Raw genomic sequence first — 23,118 nt, 5'->3', positions numbered from 1 at the left:
TATTAATGTAGCACCGTGACAGCATCTTCCAGTCGACCAGCGCGATGCTTCACCATCGCAGAAATCTGGGCGCTCTCTTCAACCAGTTCGGCGTTTTTCTGCGTAATATTGCTCAGTTCATTCACTGCCCGAGTCAGGCTGGAAAGGCCATCTGACTGCTCCAGCGTTGAGTGGCTGATTTGGGCGATCAGCTGAGTGACGTTTTGCACCTGCGCCACAATATCGTCCATCGTGCGCCCTGCAGCGTGAACCTGATCGGAGCCGGACTGCACTTTATCGGCGCTGGCATCAATCAGCTTGCGGATATCATTGGCCGCACTGGCGCTGCGACTGGCAAGATGACGCACTTCTCCCGCCACCACGGCGAACCCTTTCCCTTGCTCACCTGCCCGTGCAGCTTCAACGGCGGCGTTCAAAGCCAGAATGTTGGTCTGGAAAGCAATATCGTTAATCAGCGTCGTAATGGTGCCGATCCTCTGGGTGCTGTTGGCGATATCGTCCATGGTTTTGATGACGGTATCCATCGCCTCACCGCCGTGCGTTGCCGCGCTGCTGGCGGCGATGGAGAGTTTATCGGCTGCGGCGGCGGTCTCAGAGTTTTGTTTTACCGATGCCGCCATCTGATTCATGGTGGTCACCGTTTCCTGCACATTCTCTACGGTCTGCTGCGTATGCTTGTTTAAATCATCACTGCCTTTCGCCAGCGTTTCACTGTCGCTGCGTACACAACTCACCTGGCTGGAGACATCATGGATGAGCCAACGGCACATTAGCCCCAGTTGCCCGACCGCTCGCAGCATCAGGCCCAGCTCATCACTGCGGTTAAGATGCGACACGCTGTTCCGCTCACCGGTCGCCACTTTAAGCGCCTGACGGGCGACATTCTCAATAGGACGCACAATCTGCCATTCGAAAATAGCCGTTCCTAAAAGCATCACCAACACGCTCGTCAGCAGTAACGGCCATTCGGCGCCCATTTGCTGCAATGCGGCCGCCAGTAAAATAAACATAAACGCCATTACGCTGCGCACTCGCCAGCGAATCGGCAGCGCCGGGAATTTGCCCAACCAGCCTTTGCGTACCACCAGGCCTTTATGAATTCGTCGATTGCAACGCCCTTCATTCAGCGCTTTATATAAAGGCTCTACCGCCGCAATCTCCTCGTCAGTTGCCCGGGTACGGATCGACATATACCCGGTTACACGCCCTTCCCGCACCATCGGCACCGCATTGGCCCTTACCCAGTAGTGATCGCCATTCTTACGCCGGTTTTTCACAATCCCGCTCCATGGCTCACCCTGCTTCAGGGTGTACCACATATCCGCAAACGCCGCTTTTGGCATGTCCGGATGACGAACCAGGTTGTGCGGTTTTTCGAGCAATTCATTTAGTTGATAGCCACTGACCTGGACAAAGGTATCGTTCGCATGGGTGATATAGCTTTGTAAATCGGTAGTCGACATGAGGGTGATATCATCATCCAGCGGTGTATTTTGCTGACTAACGTAGGGATGAGAAGACATGATTGCGTCCTGTGCAGGTTATCTGGTTGTTAACTCTTTCGGCTTATGTTATTTCGGCGATAATTTTTTTATCTTTAGTTGTTAAATTTGATTTAGATCGCAATTTGCGATTAAACCTCAAAATTTGTACGCATTCTAATCCATTGATTTAAAATACTTTCAATCAGAAACTATTCAATTTCACTTCTACCAATGCACCGTCACAGGGCGAATATTGCTCATTTTTAGCGCAAAAAAGGGGTTTTCCGATCTGTTTTCTCAGTCTGAACATGGGCAAAATGCCAGCAAATGTTAAAGACTGGCATTAAATGTTGCGCAAATAAGATGTTTCCTGGTGTTTATCCCGATTTTTGCTAAGCGCGCCGGAATGGCGCAATCCCTGCAATACTTAAATCAGTATCATGTGATACGCGAGCTCCGGGAGCATATTTTGAACAGGTTACCTTCCAGCGCATCGGCCCTGGCCTGCAGCGCACACGCACTGAATCTCATCGAAAAGCGCACGCTTGATCATGAGGAAATGAAATCACTAAACCGAGAGGTGATTGAATACTTCAAGGAGCATGTCAATCCGGGGTTCTTAGAGTATCGAAAATCTGTAACAGCAGGCGGGGATTACGGAGCCGTAGAGTGGCAAGCGGGAAGCCTGAATACGCTTGTCGACACCCAGGGGCAGGAGTTCGTCGATTGCCTGGGTGGTTTTGGAATTTTCAACGTGGGGCACCGTAATCCAGTCGTGGTTTCCGCCGTACAGAATCAACTCGCGAAACAACCTCTGCATAGCCAGGAGCTACTCGACCCTCTGCGGGCCATGCTGGCAAAAACCCTCGCCGCACTGGCCCCAGGTAAGCTGAAATACAGTTTTTTCTGTAACAGCGGGACCGAGTCGGTTGAAGCCGCTCTGAAGCTGGCGAAAGCGTATCAATCACCGCGCGGTAAATTTACGTTTATTGCCACCAGCGGCGCATTCCACGGTAAATCGCTGGGCGCGCTTTCCGCCACGGCTAAATCCACCTTCCGCAAACCCTTTATGCCGCTGCTGCCGGGTTTCCGCCATGTACCGTTTGGCGATATTAACGCGATGCGCACCGTGCTCAGCGAGTGTAAAAAAACCGGTGACGACGTCGCTGCCGTGATCCTCGAACCGATCCAGGGTGAAGGGGGCGTGATCCTGCCGCCGCAAGGGTATTTAACCGCCGTTCGTAAACTTTGCGATGAGTTTGGCGCGCTAATGATCCTTGACGAAGTGCAGACCGGCATGGGTCGTACTGGCAAAATGTTCGCCTGCGAACACGAAAACGTGCAGCCCGACATTATGTGCCTGGCTAAAGCGCTGGGCGGCGGCGTGATGCCCATTGGCGCAACCATTGCCACCGAAGAGGTATTCTCCGTCCTGTTCGACAATCCTTTCCTGCATACCACCACGTTTGGCGGCAACCCGCTTGCTTGCGCGGCTGCGCTGGCCACCATTAACGTCCTGCTGGAGCAAAATTTACCGGCTCAGGCGGAGCAGAAAGGCGATATGTTGCTGGATGGTTTCCGCCAGCTTGCGCGGGAATACCCGGACCTGGTACATGATGTACGCGGTAAGGGCATGCTGATGGCGATTGAGTTTGTTGATAATGAAATCGGCTACAACTTTGCCAGTGAGATGTTCCGCCAGCGGGTGCTGGTAGCCGGCACGCTGAACAATGCAAAGACGATCCGTATCGAACCGCCGTTGACGTTAACGATCGAGCAATGCGATCTGGTATTGCGAGCAACGCGCAAAGCCCTGGCAGCATTACGGGTGAGCGTGGAGCAGGTGTAACAACCTTACCCGGCCTATAAAAGACACCCTTTTGTAGGCCGGATAAGGCGTAGCCGCCATCCGGCAATTAGCCTAACTCAAACAATCCGCACACCCACTGGCATCACCCGTTCTGGCGTTAACAGCACGCTTTCGCTGCCATCATCCGTCTCAGCGCACAGCAGCATACACTCAGATGTTTCACCGCGCATTTTGGCCTTTTGCAGGTTACACAGCACCACTACCGTTTTCCCCATTAGCTCCTCTTCGCTGTAATAAGGAACCAGGCTGGTCACGGTTTGCAGCGTACGCTCTCCAACATCTACCTGTACGATATACAGCTTATCGGCATTGTCATGGCGCTTTACCTGTGCGATTTTTCCAACACGTATTTCCATTCGGGCAAAATCAGCAAATGCGACGATATCCATTGTTTTCTCCTCTGGTAAAATTTTACTAAATACTAGCAAAATATTTTCCAGGCATTGTTCTCAAAAGCGGGAAAATGACGTACTCATCACACTCTGAAAGCCCGGTTTTACCCCGAGCATGTCAATTAAACATGCTTTTTTTACTGAAAACAGATGAATAGATAAGCACTTCATTTACAATGCGCAGGTAACTCAGGGAAAAGGTAAACATGGCAACACTTAAAGACATCGCAATCGAAGCTGGCGTGTCCCTGGCGACAGTGTCCCGGGTTTTAAACGATGACCCCACGCTGAATGTAAAAGAAGAGACTAAGCATCGCATTCTGGAGATCGCGGAAAAGCTGGAGTACAAAACCAGCAGCGCCCGTAAGAACCAGACCAATGCGCTCGGCCCCCAGCATATTCTGGCGCTCTACAGCTATCAGCAGGATTTGGAAATCAACGATCCTTACTACCTCGCGATCCGCCATGGGATTGAAACCCAGTGTGAGAAACTCGGGATCGAACTGACCAACTGCTATGAGCACAGTGGACTGCCGGAGAGCAAACACATTACCGGCATTCTTATTGTCGGCAAGCCTTCTCCCGCTCTGCGCGAGGCGGCAACAGCGCTTACCGACAACATCTGCTTTATCGATTTCCATGAACCCGGCAGCGAATATGACGCCGTCGATATCGATCTGGCCCGCATCAGCAAAGAGAGCATCGACTTTTTCATTGCCCAGGGCGTCACCCGCATTGGCTTCATCGGTGGTGAAGACCAGCCGGGCAAGGCCGATATCCGCGAAGCCGCGTTTGTCGAATACGGTCGTCTGCAGCAGGTCGTTTCTGAACAGGACATCTATCGCGGCGGTTTCTCCAGTTCATCAGGCTATGAACTGGCTAAAGAAATGCTGGCAAAACCCGACTATCCCAGCGCCCTGTTTGTGGCTTCAGATTCGATTGCTATTGGCGTTCTGCGCGCCATCCACGAGCGTGGTCTGAACATTCCACAGGATATTTCGCTGATAAGCGTTAATGATATTCCAACGGCGCGTTTCACCTTTCCTCCGCTTTCCACCGTTCGCATTCATTCTGAAATGATGGGCAGTCAGGGCGTCAACCTGCTGTTCGAGAAAGCCCGCGACGGGCGTGCGCTTCCCCTGCTGGTTTTTGTTCCCAGCAAGCTGAAACTGCGCGGCACCACCCGCTAAAATCCCCCGTTAACCCGCCCGGTTTCTTCTGATGCCGGGCGCGCATTGTCATGCATTCTTTTCTGCGTCCGAATTATTTTCGTGATCCAGTTAAAGTAAATCACTTCATCCGCTATATTTTAGTAAAACTTTTACTAAAATCACCATCAATTACACTTACTCACCATTACAATGAATGGTTCCGATTTTTCTCCACCGGGAGGCCTTATGAATCGCTGGGAAAACATTCAGCTCACCCACGAAAATCGACTGGCGCCACGCGCATATTTTTTCTCTTATGACTCCGTTGCGCAGGCTCGCTCGTTTGCCCGCGAAACCAGCAGCCTCTTTCAGCTGTTAAGCGGTCAGTGGAATTTTCAGTTCTTTGAGCATCCGCTACAGGTGCCGGAAGCCTTTACGTCGCAGTTTATGAACGACTGGGGCAGCATCACCGTCCCAGGCATGTGGCATATGGAAGGACACGGTAAGCTGCAGTATACCGACGAAGGTTTTCCTTTCCCGATTGACGTCCCCTACGTTCCGACCAATAACCCCACCGGAGCCTACCAGCGCATTTTCTCCCTCAGCGAAGGCTGGCAGGGCAAACAGACGCTGATAAAGTTTGATGGCGTAGAAACCTACTTCGAAGTTTACGTGAATGGTCAGTACGTTGGCTTCAGCAAAGGCAGCCGCCTGACGGCCGAATTTGATATCAGCGCAATGGTGCGCACCGGTGACAACCTGCTGTGCGTTCGCGTAATGCAATGGGCTGATTCCACCTACGTTGAAGACCAGGACATGTGGTGGTCGGCGGGAATTTTCCGCGACGTCTATCTGGTAGGCAAACAGGCGACCCATATTCAGGATTTTACCGTTCGCACCGAGTTCGATGATGACTATCGCGACGCCACCCTCTCTTGCGACATTGCGCTGGAAAACCTGGCCGCCACGCCGGCGATAGCGTCGCTCGAATACACCTTGTTTGACGCTGAGCAGGCGCTGCATAGCGGCGTGATTAATACCCTGAAGGTGGATAAACAAACGCATACCGCGTTTAATTTCAAGGTCAGCGCGCCGCAGCAGTGGTCGGCGGAATCGCCGTATCTCTACCATCTGGTGATGACGCTGAAAGATGCCAGCGGCAACATCCTTGAAGTCGTGCCACAGCGCGTCGGATTCCGCGATATTAAAGTTCGCGACGGTCTGTTTTACATCAATAATCGCTACGTGATGCTGCATGGCGTTAACCGCCACGATAACGATCATCTTAAGGGCCGCGCGGTCGGTATGGATCGCGTTGAAAAAGATCTGCTGTTAATGAAGCAGCACAATATCAACTCCGTACGCACCGCCCATTACCCGAACGATCCGCGCTTCTATGAATTGTGCGATATCTACGGTCTGTTCGTGATGGCCGAAACCGACGTTGAATCTCACGGCTTCGCTAATATCGGCGATATCAGCCGGATAACCGACGATCCGCTATGGGAAAATGTCTACGTTGAGCGCATCGTGCGCCACGTCCATGCGCAGAAAAACCACCCGTCGATCGTCATCTGGTCACTCGGCAACGAATCCGGATACGGCTGTAACATCCGCGCCATGTATCACGCTGCAAAAGCGCTGGATGACACGCGTTTGATCCATTACGAAGAAGATCGTGACGCCGAAGTGGTGGATATCATCTCCACCATGTACACCCGCGTGCCGCTGATGAATGAGTTTGGTGAATATCCGCATCCTAAGCCACGCATCATCTGCGAGTATGCGCACGCCATGGGTAACGGTCCCGGCGGGCTAACGGAATATCAGAACGTCTTCTATCAGCATGATTGCATTCAGGGGCACTATGTCTGGGAGTGGTGCGATCACGGGATTCAGGCCAAAGATGACGACGGCAACGTCTGGTACAACTATGGCGGCGACTACGGCGACTATCCGAACAACTACAACTTCTGCCTTGATGGCCTGATTTATTCCGATCAAACCCCAGGACCAGGACTGCAAGAGTACAAGCAGGTAATTGCGCCAGTGAAAGTACGCGCACAGGATCTGGCTCGCGGCGAACTGCGGGTAGAAAACAAACTGTGGTTCACCACGCTTGACGACTACACCTTGCATATTGAGGTTCGCGCCGAAGGAGATACGCTCTCTGTTCAGCAGATAAAACTACGTGACGTTCCTCCCAACAGCGATGCGCTCCTGCAATGCGCACTGCCGGAGCTGGATGCGCGCGAAGCGTTCCTTAACGTCAGTGTGACGAAAGATTCCCGCACGCTATACAGCGAAGCCGGGCATCACATCGCGACGTATCAGTTTCCACTGAAAGCCAGAACGGCGGCTACCGTACCGTTTAGTCTGCAAAATTCCACCCCTCTGACGCTGGAAGACAGCCGCCAGAGCTGCACCGTTCGCGGTTATAACTTCCATCTGACCTTCTCAAAGCTGACCGGTAAGCCGATCGCCTGGAACGTCAATGGCGAAGAGCTGATTACCCGCGAGCCGAAGATTAATTTCTTCAAACCGACCATTGATAACCACAAGCAAGAGTTCGAAGGCCTCTGGCAGCCGAATCATTTACAGATTATGCAGGAGCATCTGCGCGAGTTTACCCTTGAGCAAACCGATGATGCGCTGCTGATAACCAGCCAGACCATTATCGCCCCGCCGGTATTCGATTTCGGTATGCGCTGCACCTATCGCTGGCGCATTGCCGCGGACGGTCAGTTGAACGTAGAGCTTTCCGGCCAGCCTTACGGAGAGTATCGGGACATCATTCCGTGCATCGGCTTCACGATGGGCATCAACGGTGATTTGGGCCAGGTGGCATATTACGGACGTGGTCCCGGTGAAAACTATGCCGATAGCCAGCAGGCCAACATCATCGACATCTGGCGCAGCAGCGTGGATGAGATGTTCGAAAATTATCCGTTCCCGCAAAACAACGGCAATCGTCAGGACGTGCGCTGGGCAACGCTAACCAACCGCCACGGCAACGGTCTTCTGGTGGTTGGGCAGCGCCCTGTCAACCTGAGCGCCTGGCGCTATACGCCAGAAAATATCTTCGCCGCACAGCACTGCAACGCGCTACAGCGTAGCGATGACATCACCCTGAATCTGGACCACCAGTTGTTGGGATTAGGTTCCAATTCGTGGGGAAGTGAGGTGCTCGATTCCTGGCGCGTCTGGTTTACATCATTCAGCTACGGCTTCACGTTGTTGCCGTTTTCCGGCAGCGAGTCTGGCGCTCAAACCACCGCCAACCGCGCCTTTGGCACCGGATTCTTTTCCACGAATTTGCACAGCGAGAATACAAAATGAGGATCATCGACAACTTAGAGCAGTTCCAGCAACGCTATGCTTCGGGTCGGAAATGGCAACGCTGTGTCGAGGCTATTGAAAATATTGACAATATTCAGCCAGGCGTCGCCCACTCGATCGGTGATTCCCTGAGCTACCGCGTGGAAACAGACTCCGCGACCGATGCGCTGTTTACCGGCCACCGTCGTTATTTTGAGATCCATTACTATCTGCAAGGACAGCAAAAAATAGAGTATGCCGCCAAAGAGGATCTCCAGGTGGTTGAATACTATCGCGATGAAACCGATCGCGAATATCTGAAAGGTTGTGGAAAAACCGTAGAAGTGCACGAAGGACAAATGGTTATTTGTGACAACCATGAGGCCTATCGTTTTATTTGTAATAACGCAGTGAAAAAAGTCGTACTCAAAGTCACCATCGAAGATGGTTATTTTCATAATAAATAAAAACACAGGCGGCGCCGACGTTGCGCCGCCAGTACCCTATAATAATCAGGAATCGGAGATGTGCTATGTCTGATACCAAACGCAATACCATCGGCAAGTTCGGCTTACTTTCACTCACTTTTGCCGCGGTTTATAGTTTTAATAACGTAATCAATAATAATATTGAGCTTGGTCTGGCATCCGCACCGATGTTTTTCCTCGCGACGATTTTCTACTTTATTCCATTCTGTTTAATCATCGCCGAATTTGTTTCGCTGAATAAAAACTCCGAAGCCGGTGTCTACGCATGGGTAAAAAGTTCGCTGGGCGGACGTTGGGCATTTATTACCGCCTACACCTACTGGTTCGTTAATCTGTTCTTTTTTACCTCGCTTTTGCCCCGCGTTATCGCCTACGCCTCATATGCTTTTTTAGGCTACGAATACATTCTGACGCCGTTCGCGACTACTGTGTTAAGTATGGTGCTGTTTGCCTTCTCCACCTGGGTTTCGACCAACGGCGCAAAAATGTTAGGACCAATTACCTCAGTCACCTCCACGTTGATGCTGCTGCTGACGCTATCCTATATCTTACTGGCGGGTACTGCACTGGTTGGCGGCGTACAGCCTGCTGACCCTATCACCGTAGACGCAATGATCCCGAATTTTAACTGGGCCTTCCTGGGTATCACCACCTGGATCTTTATGGCGGCAGGCGGCGCAGAGTCGGTGGCGGTGTACGTCAACGACGTCAAGGGTGGTTCCAAATCATTCGTGAAGGTCATTATCATTGCCGGGATTTTTATCGGCGTGCTCTATTCCATCTCCTCGGTGCTGATCAACGTCTTTGTCAGCAGCAAAGAGCTGAAGTTTACCGGTGGTTCGGTGCAGGTATTCCACGGCCTGGCGGCATATTTCGGCCTGCCGGAACTGGTCGTGAACCGCTTTGTCGGCCTGGTCTCCTTTACCGCGATGTTCGGCTCTCTGCTGATGTGGACCGCCACGCCGGTGAAGATCTTCTTCTCTGAAATTCCGGCGGGTATTTTCGGTAAAAAAACCGTCGAACTGAATGAAAATGGCGTTCCGGCCCGCGCAGCGTGGATCCAGTTCCTGATCGTTATCCCGCTGATGATTATCCCAACCCTCGGCTCCAATACCGTGCAGGATTTAATGAACACCATCATCAACATGACCGCCGCCGCATCGATGCTGCCGCCGCTGTTTATTATGCTGGCTTACCTGAATCTGCGCGCAAAACTGGATCACTTACCGCGTGACTTCCGTATGGGTTCACAAAAAACCGGCATTATTGTGGTCTCGATGCTGATTGTTCTTTTCACCATCGGATTTATCGCCTCTACCTTCCCGACCGGCGGTAACATCATAACCATTATTTTCTATAACGTTGGTGGAATTGTTATTTTCCTCGGCTTCGCCTGGTGGAAATACAGTAAATACATCAAAGGGCTGACCAAAGAAGAAAAAGCTATTGAGGCGGCCCCTGCTTCAGATATCAATTAATGACTAAAACAGAATAACAATAAACAATATTCGCCAAGGCTATAACCAAAATAATTCGAGTTGCATGAAGGCGGCAAGTGAGTGAATTCCCAGGAGCATAGATAACTATGTGACTGGGGTGAACGAACGTAGCTAACGCACATGCAGCTTGAAGTATGACGGGTATATAACAATAAAAATTAAATTTTATTTGCTTAGGATAAAGCATGAAAAACATTAGCCATTGTTGCAGGGCAATTATTGCCCTGCCCTTTTTCTGCGTCTCCTCTCTGGGTGCAGAAGAAGTTCGCCCTGCAGAACACGACGACACGAAAACGCCCGAAATATCTTCCCCGTCATTTCGTTTTTATGGCGAATTGGGCATGGGTGGATATATGGATTTAGAAGGAAAAGATAAACATAAGTACAGCGATGGTACCTATATAGAAGGTGGCCTGGAGATAAAACACGGCTCGTGGTTTGGTCTGATCTACGGCGAGGGCTGGACCGTACAAGCGGACCATCAGGGCAATGCCTGGGTTCCTGACCATAGCTGGGGCGGATTCGAAGGCGGGATCAACCGCTTTTACGGTGGTTACCGCACCGATGATGGCACGGAGCTGATGCTCAGCCTGCGCCAGGACTCTTCGCTGGATGACCTGCAATGGTGGGGGGATTTCACTCCAGACCTGGGCTACGTCATTCCTAATACCCGCGACATCATGACCGCCATTAAGGTGCAAAACCTGACCGGTCCTTTGCGCTACAGCGTGACCGCGACGCCCGCCGGACACCACGACGAGAGCAAAGCCTGGCTGCACTTTGGTAAATACGATCGCTACGACGATAAATATACCTATCCGGCCATGATGAACGGCTACATCCAGTACGATCTGATCGAAGGCGTAACCTGGATGAACGGCCTGGAGATAACGGATGGTACCGGACAGTTGTTCCTGACCGGTATCCTCTCGCCCAACTTCGCCGCCCGCGCCTGGCACCACACGGGCCGCGCCGACGGGCTGGATGTGCCCGGCACCGAGACCGGCTATATGGTCAGCGCGATGTATGAAGCACTAAAAGGCGTTTACCTCTCCACCGCTTATAGTTACGCCAAACACCGACCGGATAGCTATGAGGACGAAACCACTTCCTTTATACAGTTCGGTATCTGGTATGAATACGGCGGCGGGCGTTTCGCTACCGCCTTCGACAGCCGGTTCTATATGCAGAATGCATCTGGCGACCCGAGCGACCAAATCTTCCTGATGCAATATTTCTATTGGTAACAAGGACCGGAACACCATGAACATGAAACCTCTTCTTACGCCGCTGGCCTGCATCCTGCTGATGAACGTCTCCGCGCATGCCGCCAGTGCTGACGACTTTAAAAACATCATTAATCGCACCGGTGCGCCGGGCTACATGCATGACTACGATCACGACGACCACCAGCGCTTTAATCCCTTTTTCGATCTTGGCGCCTGGCACGGTCATTTGCTGCCGGACGGTCCCGCCACGATGGGCGGCTTTCCGGGCGTGGCATTGCTGACCGAAGAATACATCAATTTTATGGCCAATAATTTTGACCGTCTGACGGTGTACCAGCACGGTAAAAAGGTCGATTTCGCACTTGAGGCCTACAGCATTCCGGGCGCGCTGGTGCAAAAGCTGTCATCTAAGCATGTGCAAATAGAGATGACGCTGCGTTTTGCCAGTCCCCGCACCTCGCTGCTGGAAACCAAAATCACCAGCGACACGCCGCTGGATCTGGTGTGGGACGGCGAACTGCTATCGAAGCTGGAAGCCAAAGAGGGAAAAGCGCTGTCAGATAAAACCATTGATGGCGAATTCCCTGGCTATCAGCGCAAAATCACCGCCACACACGATGGACTGAAAGTCACCTTCGGCAAAGTGCGCTCAACCTGGGATCTGCTCACCTCCGGTGAGTCGGAGTATCAGGTGCATAAATCTGTCGCCATGAAAACGACGGTTAACGGTCATCGCTTCATGGGGAAGGCCCATATCAAAGGTTCAACCACTTTCTACACCACCTATTCTCATCTGCTTACCGCCGAGGATGTCGCGAAAGAGCAGCCGCAGATCCGCGATATTCTGGCGCGCCCGGCCTGGTATCTTGCGGCATCGCAAAAGCGCTGGGCAGATTATCTGCAAAAAGGCTTAACCAACCCGGATGCCACAACGGAACAAACCCGGGTTGCGGTTAAAGCTATTGAAACGCTGAACGGCAACTGGCGCTCGCCAGGCGGGGCGGTAAAACACAATACCGTGACGCCTTCGGTCACCGGCCGCTGGTTCTCCGGCAACCAAACCTGGCCGTGGGACACCTGGAAGCAGGCCTTCGCCATGGCGCACTTTAACCCGGATATCGCCAAAGAGAACATTCGCGCCGTCTTTTCATGGCAGGTTAAACCTGGCGATCCGGTTCGTGCGCAGGATGCCGGATTCCTTCCCGACCTGATTGCCTGGAATCTCAGCCCGGAACGCGGCGGCGACGGCGGTAACTGGAACGAGCGCAACACCAAACCCAGCCTGGCGGCCTGGTCGGTGATGGAGGTTTACAACGTCACCAAAGACAAGGCCTGGCTCGAAGAGATGTATCCAAAACTGGTGGCGTATCACGACTGGTGGCTGCGTAACCGCGATCACAACGGCAACGGCGTGCCGGAATACGGCGCTACGCGCGATAAAGCCCACAATACCGACAGCGGTGAAATGCTGTTTACGGTGAAAAAAGGCGACAAGGAAGAAACCCTCTTTGGACTGAACAACTACGCCGCCGTGATCGATAAAGGCCAGTATGACAGCCTGGAGATCCCGGCACAGGTTGCCGCCTCGTGGGAGTCCGGTCGTGATGATGCGGCAGTATTCGGTTTTATCGATAAAGATCAACTGGATAAATACGTCGCGAGCGGTGGAAAACGCAGCGACTGGGTGGTGAAATTTGCCGAAAACCGCAGTAAAGACGGTAAGTTGCTGGGTTACTCGCTAATGCAGGAGTCGGTGGATCAGGCCAGCTACATGTACAGCGACAACCATTATCTGGCACAGATGGCGACCCTGCTCGGTAAACACCAGGAGGCGCAGCGCTACCGCCAGTTGGCGCAAAATCTCGCGGATTACATCAATACCTGTATGTTCGACCCTGACACCCAATTCTTCTATGACGTCAGGATCGAAGATACCCCGCTGGCAAACGGCTGTGCGGGTAAACCGATCGTCGAACGCGGCAAAGGGCCGGAAGGCTGGTCGCCGCTGTTTAACGGTGCGGCGACGCAGACCCATGCGGACGCGGTAATTAAGGTGATGCTCGACCCCAAAGAGTTCAACACCTTTGTCCCGCTTGGCACGGCGGCATTGACCAACCCGGCTTTCGGCGCGGATATCTACTGGCGCGGGCGCGTCTGGGTGGATCAGTTCTGGTTCGGGCTAAAAGGGATGGAGCGTTACGGCTATCGCGATGAAGCGTTAAAACTGGCGGATACCTTCTTCAGCCACGCCAAAGGCCTGACCGCAGACGGTCCGATTCAGGAAAACTATAACCCATTGACCGGCGCACAACAGGGCGCACCGAACTTCTCCTGGAGCGCGGCGCATCTCTATATGCTGTATAACGATTTTCTTAAAAAACAGTAATCGGTAGCATTTTGCCGGATGACGTTTCGCTCATCCGGCCCACAAAGACACATTTTCACCGGCCGGGTTAGGTGCTTGCACCGACATTCGGCAAATTCATTCTCTGCTCCCACTCCTTTTTTGAATCCCATCACAATCACGGCATTCCCCTTTTCCCTTTTACGCGGCGACGGCTAAATTATTAACTCATCCGACCACATAACAATAATTTTACATACTGGACACCTTTATGAGCTATCCGTCGCTGTTCGCCCCGCTCGATTTAGGCTTCACCACGCTTAAAAACCGCGTGCTGATGGGTTCAATGCATACCGGGCTGGAGGAGTATCCCGACGGCGCCCAACGGCTGGCCGCGTTCTACGCCGAACGCGCCCGTCACGGTGTGGCTCTGATTGTGAGCGGAGGCATTGCGCCTGCGCTTTCCGGCGTAGGGATGGAAGGTGGCGCGATGCTCAACGACACCAGCCAGCTTGCACACCATCGCGTCATTACCGATGCCGTGCATGATGAAGGCGGCAAAATCGCCCTGCAAATTCTGCATACCGGGCGTTACAGCTACCAGCCGCATCTGGTGGCGCCTTCTGCCATTCAGGCGCCAATCAACCGCTTTACGCCGCATGAACTGACGCACGATGAAGTGCTGCAGTTGATTGAAGATTTTGCCCACTGCGCACAGCTGGCACGGGAAGCGGGCTACGATGGCGTAGAAGTGATGGGTTCGGAAGGGTATCTCATCAACGAATTCCTGACTCTGCGTACCAACCAGCGCGATGACCAATGGGGCGGTGAGTATGCCAACCGCATGCGTTTTGCCGTTGAGGTGGTGCGAGCGGTACGCCAGCGTGCCGGGAATGACTTTATTATTATCTTCCGCCTGTCGATGCTCGATCTGGTGGAAAACGGTGGAACCTTCGACGAAACCGTCCAGTTGGCGCAGGCTATAGAAGCCGCCGGGGCCACCATTATTAACACCGGTATTGGCTGGCATGAGGCGCGTATTCCCACTATCGCTACCCCGGTACCGCGCGGCGCGTTTAGTTGGGTGACGCGTAAGCTGAAAGGGCATGTGACGATCCCACTGGTCACCACCAACCGCATTAACGATCCCCAGGTCGCCGATGACATTCTGGCCCGTGGCGACGCCGATATGGTGTCGATGGCCCGTCCGTTCCTCGCCGATGCCGAACTGCTGTCAAAAGCGCAGACCGGACGAGCAGATGAGATCAACACCTGTATCGGCTGTAACCAGGCCTGTCTCGATCAGATCTTCGTCGGCAAAGTCACCTCTTGTCTGGTGAATCCGCGAGCCTGCCATGAAACCAAAATGCCGATCGTTGCGGCAACTGTGCAGAAAAATCTGGCGGTTGTCGGCGCAGGCCCTGCCGGCCTCGCCTTCGCTATTAATGCTGCTGCACGCGGACATCACGTCACGCTGTTTGACGCGCATGGCGAGATTGGCGGGCAGTTTAATATCGCCAAACAGATCCCCGGCAAAGAAGAATTCTATGAAACCCTGCGCTACTACCGCCGGATGATCGACGTGACTGGCGTGACGCTAAAGCTGAATCACTTTGTCAGCGCACGCGATCTGCACACCTTCGACGAAGTGATCCTTGCCAGCGGGATCGAGCCGCGCATGCCGCCGATCGAGGGGATCGAACATCCTAAAGTGCTGAGCTATCTCGACGTCCTGCGCGATAAAACGCCAGTGGGCAAACGCGTGGCAATCGTTGGCTGCGGCGGGATCGGTTTCGATACTGCCATGTATCTGAGCCAGCCCGGCGATCCCACCAGCCAGAACATTGCGGAGTTCTGCGTGGAATGGGGGATCGACACCAGCCTGCAACAGCCTGGCGGTTTACGCCCGGAAGGTCCGCACTTATCCCGCAGCCCGCGCCAGATAGTGATGCTGCAGCGCAAAGCCAGCAAACCGGGACAAGGTTTAGGTAAAACGACGGGGTGGATCCATCGCACCACCCTGCTCTCACGCGGCGTAAAAATGATCCCTGCAGTCAGTTATCAGAAGATTGATGATGATGGGTTACACGTCGTGCTGAACGGTGAACCGGTGATCTTTAACGTGGATAACGTGGTGATTTGCGCCGGACAAGAGCCGCGCCGTGAGCTGGTCGATCCGCTCCATGCGGCAGGTAAAACGGTGCATCTGATCGGCGGCTGCGATGTGGCGATGGAACTGGATGCCCGACGTGCTATTGCGCAAGGCACCCGACTGGCGCTGGAAATTTGACAGGATGTAATACGTAGGCCGGATAAGGCGTTAGCCGCCATCCGGCATCCCTGTTAGCGACGACGACCGGTTTTAACCGCCTTCAGCACCACGAATTTATTATTGGTGGCAATGGTTACGCAGTTGCCGAAAATCTTCTTCAGCTTGTGGAAATAGTCGAGGTGACGGTTAGCCACAATGTACAGCTCACCGTTGATTTTCAGGCAGCGGCGGGCGTGGTGGAACATCTCCCAGGCAATGTTATCCGTCAGCGCATGCTTTTGATGGAACGGAGGGTTGCACAGCACGGCGTTAAAGCGGAACGGTTCGACGCCAGACAGCGCGTTGTTGATCATAAACTCGCAGCGATCCAGCGCTTCAGGCATGTTACTTTCCACGTTCAAACGGCTTGAAGCCACCGCCATCGGCGATTCATCAACAAATACCACGCTGGCTTCCGGGTTCTTCGCCAGCAGCGTCATACCGATAACGCCGTTACCGCAGCCGAGATCCACAATCTCCCCCTCGAGGTTTTCCGGCAGATGCTCGATAAAAAAGCGCGCGCCGATATCCAGCCCGGTACGGGAGAAGACGTTAGCGTGGTTATGGATAGTCCAGTCGGTACCTTCCAGCTTCCAGCTCAGCGTTTGCGAGGCAGCGGCCAGCTCAGGTTTGCTGAACGTACAGTTGATTAGACGCGCTTTTTTCCACGCCAGCGTCGTGGTGGTTGGACCCAGCACTTTTTCAAACAGTTCCAGCGTCGAGGTATGCACATCACGCGCTTTTGCCCCAGCGATGATGCGCGTTTGCGGCGTTACCACTTCGCGCAGCGCGCGCAGCTGCTGCTCCAGCAGCGCCATGGTTTTTGGCAGCTTTATCAGCACCACGCCCGGCGCCGGCGGATATTCCGCGGTGCTGTCGAGGAATTTGACGCTCGACTCGGCGATATCGTTGTGGCGCAGGTTCTCGCGTGTGGCAAGCTCGCTGAGATAGGAGTCGCCAATGCTGTACGGCGTATGTTCCGCCAGCGCACAGCCCAGCGCGCCGAAGGTATCATTCAGGATCAGCACCGGGCCGCTAATCTCGGTATCGTCCAGCTGTTGCAGCAGATATTCATCGGCCGCTTCCCACGCCAGCAGCGGGTTAACGTCGTCCGTTTCCGGGAAACGTTTAAGTGTCAGTGAACGGAAACCGTTGTCTGTGTGGCTCATCGGCCCTCCTGAATGGTAAAATTTCGGCGTATCCCTGAAAAGGGTGCGTGAGTATACAACATTTTGAATACACAAAATCATTCAAGTTGCATCAAGGCGGCAAGTGAGTGAATCCCCGGGAGCGTACATTTAGTACGTGACTGGGGTGCGCGAACGCAGCCAACACAGAGGCAGCTTGAAGGATGAAGTGGATGGGACATGAATGAACCAACTAACTTACCTCCAGGGCTATCCGGAACATTTGCTTTCTCAGGTGAGAACGCTGATAGCTGAACAGCGCCTGGGCGCAGTGCTGGAAAAACGCTATCCGGGCACCCACGATTTCGCCACCGACAAAGCGCTCTGGCAATATACGCAGGATCTGAAAAATCAGTTTCTGCGCAATGCCCCGCCGCTGAATAAAGTCATGTATGACAGCAAAATCCACGTTCTGAAGAATGCGCTGGGACTGCACACTGCCGTTTCTCGCGTGCAGGGCGGCAAGCTCAAAGCTAAAGCGGAGATCCGCGTCGCCACCGTCTTTCGCAATGCCCCGGAACCCTTTTTGCGTATGATCGTCGTTCATGAACTGGCGCATCTGAAAGAAAAAGATCACGACAAAGCGTTTTACCAGCTGTGCTGTCATATGGAACCTCAGTATCACCAGTTAGAGTTTGACACTCGGCTGTGGCTAACACAGTTAGCAGTGATACAAAATAAAATCTGAAAAAAACCATTTATGATGCGATTTCCGCACCCATCAAGGTAGAATCGGCCCACTTTGATACTCGTTAAGGACAACGACTCATAATGCGGACGTTATTCTCCTTTCTCTGCCGTGTTTGCTTCTCACGCCGGATGCTAAAGCTTTTCGTCACCCTCATGTTCATATCCGCTGTGGCTATCTTTTTCGCTAATCGCCTGATTGTTAAAAGCGCTCAGCATTTGACCTGGAATGATGTCAACACTGTGCCTGAACGTAACGTCGGACTGGTGCTCGGAGCAAAACCTGGGAATCGCTACTTCACCCGGCGTATTGATAGCGCGGCTGCGCTGTATCAAGCAGGAAAGATAAAGTGGCTGCTGGTCAGTGGCGATAATGGCAAGAAGTTTTACGACGAACCTTCAGCCATGCAGCAGGCGCTGATTGCTAAAGGCGTGCCTGCAGGTGCCATTTTTTGCGACTACGCAGGCTTTTCTACGCTGGATTCGGTCGTGCGCGCCCAACGGGTATTTGGTGAAAGTAACATCACTATCATCTCTCAGGAATTTCATAACCAGCGCGCCATCTGGCTTGCGCAGCAGTACGGAATTAACGCTGTTGGCCTCAACGCGCCAGATCTGAATAAAAGACATGGCACGTACACGCGATTGAGAGAAATGCTGGCGCGAGTGAGCGCGGTTATTGATGCCAAGGTGTTGCATCGTCAGCCGAAATATCTTGGCCCTACGGTGATTATTGGCCCCACCAGCGCACATGGATGCCCTGCCAGCGAGTAAATTGCCAGTGTGCGTCTTAGCGCACTGGCTTTGTCTTCAGGGCATGCTAAATTGACGAAAGAATCCATTTCGCAGCCTGAAGGCCTTTATGATACGTTTTGCAGTAATTGGCACAAACTGGATCACTCGCCAGTTTGTCGATGCCGCCCATGAAACCGGCAAATATAAGTTAACCGCAGTTTATTCCCGTAGCCTTGAGCAGGCGCAGACCTTCGCCAACGATTACCCCGTCGAACATCTGTTTACTTCGCTGGAAGCGATGGCGCAAAGCGAGGCAATCGACGCTGTCTACATCGCCAGCCCAAACTCCCTGCACTTCCCGCAGACCGAGCTGTTTTTGCGGCATAAAAAGCATGTTATTTGCGAAAAGCCGCTGGCCTCAAACCTGGCGCAAGCCGAAGCCGCTATCGCCTGCTCGCGCGAAAATCAGGTTGTACTATTTGAAGCGTTTAAGACCGCCAGCCTGCCTAACTTCCTGCTGTTGCAGCAATCGCTCCCCAAAGTTGGAAGAATCAGGAAAGCGTTTATCAATTACTGCCAGTACTCCTCGCGTTACCAGCGCTATCTGGACGGTGAAAATCCGAACACGTTTAATCCGGCATTCTCCAACGGCTCGATTATGGATATCGGTTTTTACTGCCTGGCCTCGGCGGTTGCGCTGTGGGGCGAGCCGCAGAGCGTTCAGGCCAGCGCCAGCCTGCTGGAAAGCGGCGTGGACGCTCACGGCGTGGTGGTGCTGAATTACGGTGATTTCAGCGTTACGCTCCAGCACTCAAAAGTAAGCGACTCGGTATTAGCCAGTGAAATTCAGGGCGAGTCGGGATCGTTGGTCATCGAGCATATCTCCGAGTGTCAGAAAGTGTGTTTCGTTCCTCGCGGGGGGAAAACGCAGGATCTGACGACGCCTCAACACATCAATACTATGCTGTATGAGGCAGAGGCTTTTGCTCATTTGGTTGAATCCGGCGAAGTGGATCACCCGGCACTGACCGTCAGTCGTATCACCGCCAAACTGCAAACGGAGATTCGCCGCCAGACCGGCGTGATTTTTCCGGCAGACGAAGCGGTAGCATCGCTGACTGCGTAAAGGTGTGTAAAACGAATGTTGCAGGCCATTGACTGAATGCATGGCCTGTAATATTTTGTAACCCGCAAAGGGGAGTAACTTCGTTGTCGGTTGATCGTCATTACGATGTGTGAAAAACCACATCCGGTCGCCGGGCGATAACAAAGGAATACGCCATCGTATTCCTTTGTTGTTGTAAGTGAGACCTTGCCGAATGGCAAGGTCTATGCATAAAAAGCAGCGGCTAATGCCATTCGGCGTTGGCCGTTTTTTTTATGCATGGGGAAATACAATGAATACTGTCGGCACACCGTTGTTATGGGGTGGCTTCGCTGTCGTGGTGGTTATTATGCTGGCCATCGACCTGCTGTTACAGGGTCGTCGTGGCGCGCATACGATGTCGATGAAGCAGGCTGCGGCCTGGTCAATCGTCTGGGTAACGCTGTCGTTACTGTTTAACGCCGCCTTCTGGTGGTACCTGGCCCAAACCCAGGGCCGCGCCGTTGCCGACCCGCAGGCGCTGGCGTTCCTTACCGGCTATTTGATCGAAAAATCGCTGGCGGTAGATAACGTCTTTGTCTGGTTAATGCTGTTCAGCTACTTCTCCGTACCGCCTGCGTTGCAGCGTCGGGTGCTGGTGTATGGCGTGTTGGGCGCGATTGTTCTGCGTACGATCATGATCTTCGCCGGCAGTTGGCTTATCACCCAGTTTGAGTGGTTGTTGTACGTGTTCGGCGCATTCCTGTTGTTTACCGGCGTGAAGATGGCGCTGGCGAAAGAAGATGCCTCCGGTATTGGCGACAGACCGTTAGTACGCTGGCTGCGCGGCCATTTACGCATGACCGATACCATCGAAGATGAAAAATTCTTTGTGCGTAAAAACGGCCTGCTGTTTGTCACGCCGCTGATGCTGGTGTTGATTCTGGTTGAACTGAGCGACGTTATTTTTGCCGTCGACAGTATCCCGGCTATCTTTGCCGTCACCACCGACCCGTTCATCGTGTTGACCTCGAACCTGTTTGCTATTTTGGGTCTGCGCGCGATGTACTTCCTGCTGGCAGGCGTGGCGGAGCGTTTCTCCATGCTGAAGTACGGTTTGTCGGTCATTCTGGTGTTTATCGGTATTAAGATGCTGATCGTCGATTTCTACCATATCCCGATCGCTATCTCGTTAGGCGTGGTATTTGGCATTCTGTTTGTGACGCTGATTGTGAACGCGTGGGTCAACCACCAGCACGATAAAAAGCAGCAAATTCAGTAAGTTTCATCTGCTAGCTGAAAAGCCCGACAGCACACTGCGTGCGTCGGGCTTTTTGTTTATCATGTCAAAATAATGTTAATCCAAAGTTATAAAATATGATCTCAACGCGGAATCCAGGATATTTATCTCCCCGACCCCCGTTCTTTCCTTATACTCAGCCATGCAAACATTTGCCCCCCCTGAAAGATGCGTCAACAGAACGCACAAAGGTAAGGCAACAACACAATCAAAGGATGACTACATGACTACGCAACGTTCATCGGGGCTATTCTCGCGTTTGGCGCAAGGGAGCCTGGTTAAACAAATTCTGATCGGTTTGGTACTGGGAATTTTACTGGCACTGGTGTCAAAACCAGCGGCAGAAGCCGTTGGTCTGCTGGGTACGCTGTTCGTCGGCGCATTAAAAGCTGTCGCGCCAATTCTGGTTTTGATGCTGGTGATGGCTTCTATCGCCAACCACCAGCACGGGCAAAAAACCAATATCCGCCCAATCCTGTTCCTCTATCTGCTCGGAACATTTTCCGCAGCGTTAGCAGCCGTTGTCTTCAGTTTCGCCTTCCCATCCACACTGCATCTTTCCAGCAGCGCCGGTGATATTGTGCCGCCGTCTGGTATCGTCGAAGTGATGCGCAGCCTGCTGATGAGCATGGTTTCTAACCCAATTGATGCCCTGCTTAACGCCAACTATATCGGTATTCTGGTATGGGCCGTCGGTTTGGGCTTTGCGCTGCGCCACGGCAATGAAACGACCAAAAACCTGGTTAATGATATGTCCAACGCCGTCACCTTTATGGTGAGGCTGGTGATTCGTTTCGCGCCGATCGGGATCTTCGGCCTGGTCTCCTCCACGCTGGCAACCACCGGTTTTGCCACGCTTTGGGGCTACGCTCAACTGCTGGCCGTGCTGGTAGGTTGTATGCTGCTGGTGGCGTTGGTAATCAACCCGCTGCTGGTATTCTGGAAAATTCGCCGTAACCCGTATCCGCTGGTGCTGGCTTGTCTGCGCGAAAGCGGCGTGTACGCTTTCTTTACCCGCAGTTCCGCGGCAAATATTCCGGTGAATATGGCGCTGTGTGAGAAGCTGAATCTGGATCGTGATACCTATTCGGTCTCTATCCCGTTGGGCGCCACCATCAATATGGCAGGCGCGGCGATCACCATTACCGTGCTGACGCTGGCGGCGGTGAATACGCTGGGTATTCCGGTCGATTTACCGACGGCGCTGTTACTGAGCGTGGTGGCTTCGCTGTGCGCCTGTGGCGCATCGGGCGTGGCGGGGGGTTCTCTGCTGCTGATCCCACTGGCGTGTAATATGTTCGGTATCCCGAACGACATCGCCATGCAGGTTGTTGCCGTTGGCTTTATCATCGGCGTATTGCAGGATTCCTGTGAAACGGCGCTGAACTCTTCGACAGACGTCCTGTTTACCGCTGCGGCCTGCCAGGCTGAAGACGAGCGTCTGGCAAATAACGCCCTGCGCGGCTAATCTCCGCTCCCCTCCGTCATCGGGCGGAGGGGTTCTCTTCTTGTACGCTTTTTTCTATTTTGAATGGATCAATGCCGCGTTTTTGCATCCGCCGGAAGCGAATAATGTTCAGGCCATTCATCACCAGAAAGCTACCTTCGATCATCGTCCCGCCAATCGACCCTAACCAAAAATTATGGATAACCCAGCAGGCGGTTGCGCACCACATTACGCAGCGCACAGTTAACCCCTGGCAGCGAAACAGCGCCCAGGTGCTGGCCAGCGTGCCGATTATCGGCAACAGTTCCATCGCATGCTGTAATTTCGCCAGCCCGAGAACCAGGGTGAGGATAATAAAAACGGTCATTACCCACAGTTTGCGGGTATGCATCGAGACGAGTGTGCGGATGGTGTTAAGCTCGGCACTCATTCCTGCAGGCCAGGCGCCCATCAGGAAAAAATGCACGCCAATGGTGGCGCTATAGACGGCGAGTTGCAGCCGGAACCGGCGCTCATCGCGATTGAAAAAGGTGGTAATGCCGATCAGAAAGGCGATGACACCTACGCCCTGGGCCAGCCAATACGCGGTCAT

At 53.1% G+C, this 23,118-nt stretch carries 17 protein-coding genes; 13 read left to right on the top strand and 4 right to left on the bottom strand.

The annotated features are described in order from the left end of the window. Positions 1–2: 2 nt before the first annotated feature. On the bottom strand, positions 3–1,523 hold the full coding sequence (locus OGW16_RS19475; protein ID WP_075145602.1) for a methyl-accepting chemotaxis protein: 1,521 nt from the start codon (positions 1,521–1,523) through the stop codon (positions 3–5). Between the two features lie 430 nt (positions 1,524–1,953). Between OGW16_RS19475 and ygjG the strand changes: the two genes are divergently transcribed. Then, positions 1,954–3,333, top strand: a complete 1,380-nt coding sequence (gene ygjG / locus OGW16_RS19470; protein WP_167373420.1) for a putrescine aminotransferase — start codon at positions 1,954–1,956, stop codon at positions 3,331–3,333. Between the two features lie 77 nt (positions 3,334–3,410). Here the strand turns inward: ygjG and OGW16_RS19465 are convergent, their stop codons facing one another. Further along, on the bottom strand, positions 3,411–3,743 hold the full coding sequence (locus tag OGW16_RS19465) for a tRNA-binding protein (RefSeq protein WP_043017725.1): 333 nt from the start codon (positions 3,741–3,743) through the stop codon (positions 3,411–3,413). A gap of 209 nt (positions 3,744–3,952) precedes the next feature. Between OGW16_RS19465 and ebgR the strand changes: the two genes are divergently transcribed. The 7 genes from ebgR (at position 3,953) to OGW16_RS19430 (ending at position 16,065) form a co-directional block, all read left to right on the top strand. Then, on the top strand, positions 3,953–4,936 hold the full coding sequence (gene ebgR, locus OGW16_RS19460; RefSeq protein WP_043017726.1) for a transcriptional regulator EbgR: 984 nt from the start codon (positions 3,953–3,955) through the stop codon (positions 4,934–4,936). Between the two features lie 207 nt (positions 4,937–5,143). Beyond that, positions 5,144–8,236 carry a beta-galactosidase subunit alpha gene (ebgA, locus tag OGW16_RS19455; protein WP_286518706.1) on the top strand — a complete coding sequence of 1,031 codons (3,093 nt, stop codon included), beginning with the start codon at positions 5,144–5,146 and terminating at the stop codon, positions 8,234–8,236. Continuing rightward, a complete protein-coding gene (locus OGW16_RS19450; RefSeq protein ID WP_003828536.1) occupies positions 8,233–8,682 on the top strand; it encodes a beta-galactosidase subunit beta in 450 nt (149 codons plus the stop codon). The genes ebgA and OGW16_RS19450 overlap by 4 nt, the downstream gene beginning before the upstream one ends. A gap of 65 nt (positions 8,683–8,747) precedes the next feature. Then, a complete protein-coding gene (locus tag OGW16_RS19445; RefSeq protein ID WP_043017728.1) occupies positions 8,748–10,181 on the top strand; it encodes an amino acid permease in 1,434 nt (477 codons plus the stop codon). A gap of 206 nt (positions 10,182–10,387) precedes the next feature. Beyond that, on the top strand, positions 10,388–11,449 hold the full coding sequence (gene ygjJ, locus OGW16_RS19440) for a protein YgjJ (protein ID WP_286518705.1): 1,062 nt from the start codon (positions 10,388–10,390) through the stop codon (positions 11,447–11,449). A gap of 16 nt (positions 11,450–11,465) precedes the next feature. Next, the gene (gene ygjK / locus OGW16_RS19435) at positions 11,466–13,817 is read left to right on the top strand and encodes an alpha-glucosidase (RefSeq protein ID WP_100193658.1); all 2,352 of its coding nucleotides are present in this window, start codon (positions 11,466–11,468) and stop codon (positions 13,815–13,817) included. Between the two features lie 229 nt (positions 13,818–14,046). After that, on the top strand, positions 14,047–16,065 hold the full coding sequence (locus OGW16_RS19430; protein ID WP_043017731.1) for an oxidoreductase: 2,019 nt from the start codon (positions 14,047–14,049) through the stop codon (positions 16,063–16,065). A 53-nt stretch (positions 16,066–16,118) separates the two neighbouring features. Here OGW16_RS19430 and rlmG read toward each other — a convergent pair whose 3' ends face one another. Then, positions 16,119–17,255, bottom strand: coding sequence for a 23S rRNA (guanine(1835)-N(2))-methyltransferase RlmG (rlmG, locus tag OGW16_RS19425; RefSeq protein WP_286518704.1), 1,137 nt, complete (start codon positions 17,253–17,255; stop codon positions 16,119–16,121). Between the two features lie 202 nt (positions 17,256–17,457). On the opposite strand from rlmG, the gene OGW16_RS19420 reads away from it, so the two are divergent. From OGW16_RS19420 to sstT, 5 genes are all read left to right on the top strand, one after another. After that, on the top strand, positions 17,458–17,961 hold the full coding sequence (locus tag OGW16_RS19420) for a M48 metallopeptidase family protein (protein WP_286518703.1): 504 nt from the start codon (positions 17,458–17,460) through the stop codon (positions 17,959–17,961). A gap of 83 nt (positions 17,962–18,044) precedes the next feature. Continuing rightward, entirely contained in the window at positions 18,045–18,734 is a 690-nt protein-coding gene (locus OGW16_RS19415) for a SanA/YdcF family protein (RefSeq protein ID WP_100193661.1), read from the top strand. 88 nt (positions 18,735–18,822) lie between these two features. Beyond that, positions 18,823–19,821 carry a Gfo/Idh/MocA family protein gene (locus OGW16_RS19410; protein WP_043017733.1) on the top strand — a complete coding sequence of 333 codons (999 nt, stop codon included), beginning with the start codon at positions 18,823–18,825 and terminating at the stop codon, positions 19,819–19,821. A 271-nt stretch (positions 19,822–20,092) separates the two neighbouring features. Beyond that, positions 20,093–21,061, top strand: coding sequence for a TerC family protein (locus tag OGW16_RS19405; RefSeq protein WP_043018010.1), 969 nt, complete (start codon positions 20,093–20,095; stop codon positions 21,059–21,061). A 241-nt stretch (positions 21,062–21,302) separates the two neighbouring features. Continuing rightward, positions 21,303–22,547 carry a serine/threonine transporter SstT gene (gene sstT, locus OGW16_RS19400; RefSeq protein WP_043017734.1) on the top strand — a complete coding sequence of 415 codons (1,245 nt, stop codon included), beginning with the start codon at positions 21,303–21,305 and terminating at the stop codon, positions 22,545–22,547. A gap of 16 nt (positions 22,548–22,563) precedes the next feature. Here sstT and OGW16_RS19395 read toward each other — a convergent pair whose 3' ends face one another. Then, on the bottom strand, positions 22,564–23,118 hold the full coding sequence (locus OGW16_RS19395) for a YgjV family protein (RefSeq protein ID WP_043017735.1): 555 nt from the start codon (positions 23,116–23,118) through the stop codon (positions 22,564–22,566).

Origin of the sequence: Citrobacter sp. Ce104 (genome assembly GCF_030334595.1) — a bacterium.
Taxonomy (GTDB): Bacteria; Pseudomonadota; Gammaproteobacteria; order Enterobacterales; family Enterobacteriaceae; genus Citrobacter; species Citrobacter europaeus.
This window is presented reverse-complemented; position numbering and strand designations above follow the sequence as displayed.